This window comes from Streptomyces sp. NPDC031064, assembly GCF_055570965.1.
Genome location: NZ_JBVIGF010000016.1, coordinates 21,436 through 27,435, shown reverse-complemented (window position 1 = coordinate 27,435; position 6,000 = coordinate 21,436). Strand labels below are relative to the sequence as shown.

At 70.0% G+C, this 6,000-nt stretch carries 2 protein-coding genes; one reads left to right on the top strand and one right to left on the bottom strand.

What is annotated here, in order from left to right; genetic code table 11:
* Positions 1 to 83 precede the first annotated feature (83 nt).
* A complete protein-coding gene (locus ACZ46W_RS35195) occupies positions 84 to 5,033 on the bottom strand; it encodes an NAD-glutamate dehydrogenase (RefSeq protein ID WP_468346467.1) in 4,950 nt (1,649 codons plus the stop codon).
* Between the two features lie 356 nt (positions 5,034 to 5,389).
* On the opposite strand from ACZ46W_RS35195, the gene ACZ46W_RS35190 reads away from it, so the two are divergent.
* Positions 5,390 to 5,956, top strand: coding sequence for a DJ-1/PfpI family protein (locus ACZ46W_RS35190; protein WP_468346465.1), 567 nt, complete (start codon positions 5,390 to 5,392; stop codon positions 5,954 to 5,956).
* Positions 5,957 to 6,000: the final 44 nt, after the last annotated feature.

Genomic DNA, 6,000 nt, shown 5'->3' with positions numbered 1-6,000 from the left:
GGTAACTTGCGTGTGTGGGTGGTGAGGGGGATAGGGTCGCCCCCCCCTTCCCCCCCCCCCCCCCCCCCCCCCGCGCGAGGCCGTCAGCTATGCGTACGCAGCAGCGTCCGCATCGTCCGCATGGCGACCGACAGGTTCGCCAGGTCGAACGCGTCCGAGCCCTGGATCTCCTCCAGCGTCGTGCGCGCCCGGCCGAGGATCGCGGCGTTCTTCTGCTCCCAGGCCTTGAACCGCTCCTCGGGCGTGGAGGTGCCATTGCCGGCCGACAGCACGTCGGCGGTGAGCGCGGCGTGCGCGGCGTACAGGTCCTCGCGGATGGAGGCACGGGCCATCGACTGCCAGCGGTCGGCGCGCGGCAGCTCGATGATCCGGTCCATGAGCTGGGTGATCGAGAGCCGGTCGGCCAGGTCGTAGTAGACCTCGGCGACCGCCATCGGGTCCTTGCCCGTCCGGTCGGCGATCGCGACGATGTCGAGCGTCGGGAAGGCGGAGGAGAAGCCGGCCACCCGCAGCGCCAGCTCGTCCGGGACGCCCGCCCCGGTGAGCTCGGCCACGATCGACTCGTACCACTCCAGGTCCGCGCCGCGCAGCATCTGCGGCAACTTCGCCCACACCTGCTCCACGCGCTCGGCGAAGAACTCGACGGTCTCGGCGAGCTGCACCGGCTGCGGCCGGTTGCCCAGCAGCCAGCGCGTACCGCGCTCGACCAGGCGCCGCGAGTGCAGCCGGATACGGGTCTGGACGTCGGCCGCGACCTTGTTGTCGAGCGCCTCGACGGCGTCCCACACCTCGCTCAGCCCGAAGATGGCCCGCGCGGCGGTCTGGGCCCGGACGATCTCCTCGACCGACGCGCCGGTCTCCTCCCGCAGCCGGTGCAGGAAGGTCGAGCCACCGGTGTTGACGGTGTCGTTGACCAGCACCGTCGTGATGATCTCGCGGCGCAGCGCGTGGGCGTCGATCTGCTCGGCGAACTCCTCGCGCAGTTGCGTCGGGAAGTACGCGTGGAGCAGCTCGCGCAGGTACGGGTCGTCCGGCAGGTCCGTGTGGATCAGCTCGTCCGCCACCGTGATCTTGGTGTACGCGAGGAGGACGGCCAGCTCCGGCTGGCTGAGGCCCTTGCCCGCGTTGAGCAGCTCGCGGATCTGGCGGTCGTTGGGCAGGAACTCCAGCGCCCGGTCCAGCCGGCCCTCACGGCCCAGGCGGCGCATGAAGCGCTGGTGGGCGTGGAGGAGCGACGGGGACTGCTTGACGGCGTTGGCGAGGGCCACGTTCTGCGCGTAGTTGTTGCGCAGCACCAGCGCGCCGACCTCGTCGGTCATCTCGGCGAGGATCTTGTTGCGCTGCTTGACGGTCATGTCGCCGTCCGCGACAAGCCCGTTGAGCAGGATCTTGATGTTCACCTCGTGGTCGGAGGTGTCCACGCCCGCGCTGTTGTCGATGGCGTCGGTGTTGACCCTGCCGCCCTCGCCCTCGGGACCACCCTTCCGGGCGAACTCGATCCGGCCGAGTTGGGTCAGACCCAGGTTGCCGCCCTCGCCGACGACCTTGACCCGCAGGTCCTCGCCGTTGACGCGGATGGCGTCGTTGGCCTTGTCGCCGACGTCGGCGTGCGACTCGGTGGTGGCCTTGACGTACGTACCGATGCCGCCGTTCCACAGCAGGTCCACCGGCGCCTTGAGGATCGCCTGCATCAGCTCGGCGGGGGTCAGCTTGGTGACCGTCCCCTCGATGCCGAGGGCCGCGCGCATGTGCGCGTTGACCGGGATCGACTTGGCCGTGCGCGGGTGGATGCCGCCGCCCTGGGACAGCAGCTCCTTGTTGTAGTCGGCCCAGGAGCTGCGCGGCAGCTCGAACAGGCGGCGCCGCTCGGCGTACGAGACGGCCGCGTCCGGGTTCGGGTCGATGAAGATGTGCCGGTGGTCGAAGGCGGCGACCAGCCGGATGTGCTCGCTGAGCAGCATGCCGTTGCCGAACACGTCGCCCGACATGTCGCCGACGCCGACGACCGTGAAGTCCTGGGTCTGGGTGTCGTGGCCCAGCTCCCGGAAGTGCCGCTTGACCGACTCCCACGCGCCACGGGCGGTGATGCCCATGCCCTTGTGGTCGTAACCGGCCGAGCCGCCGGACGCGAACGCGTCACCCAGCCAGAAGCCGTACGCGACCGCGACCTCGTTGGCGATGTCGGAGAACGTCGCCGTGCCCTTGTCGGCGGCGACGACGAGGTAGGTGTCGTCCTCGTCGTGCCGGACGACGTCGGCCGGCGGCACGACCTCGCCCGCGACCATGTTGTCGGTGATGTCGAGCAGCGCCGAGATGAACGTCCTGTAGCTGGCGATGCCCTCGGCGAGCCAGGCGTCACGGTCGAGCGCCGGGTCGGGGAGCTGCTTGGCGACGAACCCGCCCTTGGCGCCGACCGGCACGATGACGGTGTTCTTGACCATCTGCGCCTTGACCAGGCCGAGGATCTCGGTACGGAAGTCCTCGCGCCGGTCCGACCAGCGCAAGCCGCCTCGGGCGACCTTGCCGAAGCGGAGGTGGACGCCCTCGACACGCGGCGAGTACACCCAGATCTCGAACGCCGGGCGGGGCGCCGGCAGGTCGGGGATGGCCTGCGGGTCGAACTTCATCGACACGTAGTCGTGCGGCTGCCCGTCGCCCTTCTTCTGGAAGAAGTTGGTGCGCAGCGTGGCCTTGATGACGGTGAGGAAGGAGCGGAGGATGCGGTCCTCGTCGAGCGAGGCGACCTGGTCCAGCGCGCCGTCCAGCTCCTCCAGCAGCCCGTCGATCAGCTCGGTGCCGGCCCGCTGGCGCTCCGGCGACATCCGCGCCTCGAAGAGGGAGACCAGCAGCCGGGTGGTGTGGACGTTGTGCCGGAGGGTGTCCTCCATGTAGTCCTGGCTGAACGTCGAGCCTGCCTGGCGCATGTACTTGGCGTACGCGCGCAGCACCATCGCCTGGCGCCAGCCCAGGCCCGCGCTCAGCACGAGCGCGTTGAACCCGTCGTTCTCGGCGCGGCCGGTCCAGGTCGCGGCGAACGCCTCCTGGAAGCGCTCACGCGCGTCGTCGGCCAGGTAGTCGCCGCCCGCCGAGCCGTGCGGCATGCGCAGCCCGAAGTCGTAGATCCACGCCTGGGTGCGGTCGGCGCAACGCAGTTCGTACGGGCGCTCGTCGACGACCTCGACGCCGAGCCGGTTGAGGACCGGCAGGACGGCGGAGAGGGAGATCTGGTCGCCCGTCTTGTAGATCTTGAAACGGCGCTCGCCGGGGCCCGCGCCGACCGGCTCGTACAGGGAGAGCGCGAAGTCCTTCTCGCCCCGGACCAACTGCTCCAGGTGGGCCAGGTCGGCGACGGCGGCACGCGGCGTGTGGTCGGCCTTGTACCCCTCGGGGAAGGAGTTGCCGTACCGGCGCAGCAGCTCGGCGGCGCGCTCCTCGCCCATCTCGGCGTTGAGCGCCTCGGCGAAGCCGTCCTCCCAGGAGCGGGCGGCCTCGACGAGCCGGGCCTCGATGCGCTCGGTGTCGGCGTCGGTGAGCGGGGTCAGCTCGGTGCCCTGCGGGACGCGGACGACGAAGTGCAGCCGGGAGAGGATCGACTCGGTGTTCCAGGCGGTGAAGTCGACGCTGGTGCCGCCGAGCTCCTCCTTCAGGATGTCGATGATCCGCAGCCGGACGGTGGTGTTGAAGCGGTCGCGCGGCAGGTACACGAGCGCGGAGTAGTAGCGCCCGTACTCGTCCTGGCGGAGGTAGAGCCGCAGCTTGCGGCGCTCCTGGAGGTACAGCACGCTCGTCGCGATCGACTTGAGCTGGTCGACCGGCGTCTGGAACAGCTCGTCGCGCGGGTACGTCTCCAGGATCTGGAGCAGGTCGCGGCCGTCGTGGCTGTTGGGCGAGAAGCCCGCCTGGTCGAGGACCTCGGCGACCTTGCGGCGGATGACCGGCACGCGGCGCACGGACTCGGTGTACGCGGCCGACGAGAACAGGCCCAGGAAGCGCCGCTCACCGACGACGTTCCCGTCCTTGTCGAACTTCTTCACCCCGACGTAGTCGAGGTAGGACGGCCGGTGCACGGTGGCGCGGCTGTTGGCCTTGGTGAGGATGAGCAGCTTGTGCTCGCGGGCCTTGGCGCGGGCGTCGCGCGGCAGCCGGTTGAAGGAGGGCGAGACGGGGTGCGCCTCGTCCTTGCTGTGGTGCGGGTCGGAGCGGAGGATGCCAAGACCGGTGCCGGGCACGGCGGACAGCGCGTCGTCGCTGGTCAGCTCGTACTCGCGGTAGCCGAGGAAGGTGAAGTGGTCGTCGGCGAGCCAGCGCAGCAGCTCGCGGGCCTCCTCGACCTCCGACTCGCGGAGGTCGCCGGGGATGGGCTCGCGGGGGAGGTCCTCGGAGATGCGCAGCGCGGCGTCGCGCATCTTCTCCCAGTCCTCGACCGTCTCGCGGACGTCGGACAGGACGCGCAGCAGGTCGGCGGTGATCTGCTTGAGGTCGGCCCGGTCGGTCTCGCGGTCGATCTCGACGTGGATCCACGACTCGGTGAGGGCGTCGTGCCGTTCCTTGCCGTCGCCGCCGGCGGGGAGCACCTCGATGAGCTTGCCGGTCACGTCACGGCGGACGACCACCTGCGGGTGGATGACGACGTGGATGCCGCGGCCCTGCCGGGACAGCTCGTTGGTGACGGAGTCCACGAGGAACGGCATGTCGTCCGTCACGACCTCGACGACGGAGTGGCTGCAGGTCCAGCCGTTCTCCTCGACGGTCGGCGTGTGCACGCGGACGTTGGCCGTGCCCTGGGGGCGGTTCTCGGCCAGCCGGTAGTGCGAAAGGGCCGCGCCGAAGACGTCGACCGGGTCGCGGTCCGTGAGGTCCTCGGGGGCGGTGTGCAGGTAGTAGCGCTGGAGGTATTCGAGAACGATGTCCTGGTCCGGACGTTCCCCGTTCTCGGCCCCAGTCTGGAGTTGCCCCCCGACCGGGCTGTTCTCAGCTACCCGGGCGGCCCGTTCGAGCAGCTCGGCCTTGGCTTCGTCCAGCTTGGTCTGCATGTCCTCTGGCTCCTGTCGCGCGCCGTTGCGTGACGTAGGTGAAAGAAGTGACACAACGCCACGACGCGGGGTATCCGGTCTGAGGCGACGTTATGCCGCGATGAGAGATGTCCGGGCCGTTATTGGCCAATTTTGGCGACCGGGCCGGATGGGATGGGTCAGCGATCGCCCGGGCACGGTGGCACTCCGGGCGCTGGCCGGGGGCTTCGCTGCCCCCATGGCGTATCGCGCTGATCACGGGTCCAGGCTATCGCTCCTGACCCCCGGCCCGTCATGAGCCGTATGTGTACAAAACCCGGCCCGGAAGTTTGACACTCTGGACAGCGACACGCGCCCCCCGACAGAGGCAGGCAGTGATGACCGTGAAGATCCTGATCGTCACCGGCGACGCGGCGGAATCCCTGGAGGTCTTGTACCCGTACCAGCGACTGCGCGAGGAGGGGTACGAGGTCCACATCGCCGCCCCGGCCCGCAAGCGGCTCCGGTTCGTCGTCCACGACTTCGAGCCGGGCTACGACACGTACACCGAGAAGCCCGGCTACACCTGGCCGGCCGACCTGGCGTTCTCGGAGGTCGAGCCCAGCCAGTACGCCGCCGTGGTCATCCCGGGCGGCCGGGCGCCCGAGTACCTCCGCAACGACCCGGAGCTCCGCAAGATCCTCAAGTCCTTCTTCGACGCCGACAAGCCGGTCGCCCAGATCTGCCACGGCCCGCTCCTGACCGCCGCGGTCGGCGCCCTGGACGGCCGCCACGTGACGGCCTACCCGGCCCTGGAGCTCGACATGCAGGCCGCCGGCGCCACCTTCCAGGACACGGAAGCCGTCGTCGACGGCGCCCTCGTCTCCTCCCGCGCCTGGCCGGACCACCCCACCTGGATGCGCGAGTTCCTCAAGGTGCTCCGCACCAAGTCCCCGGTGACGTAGCCCCTCCCACGCCGGTGCGCCCACCGGCGCTGCCCACCCCACCC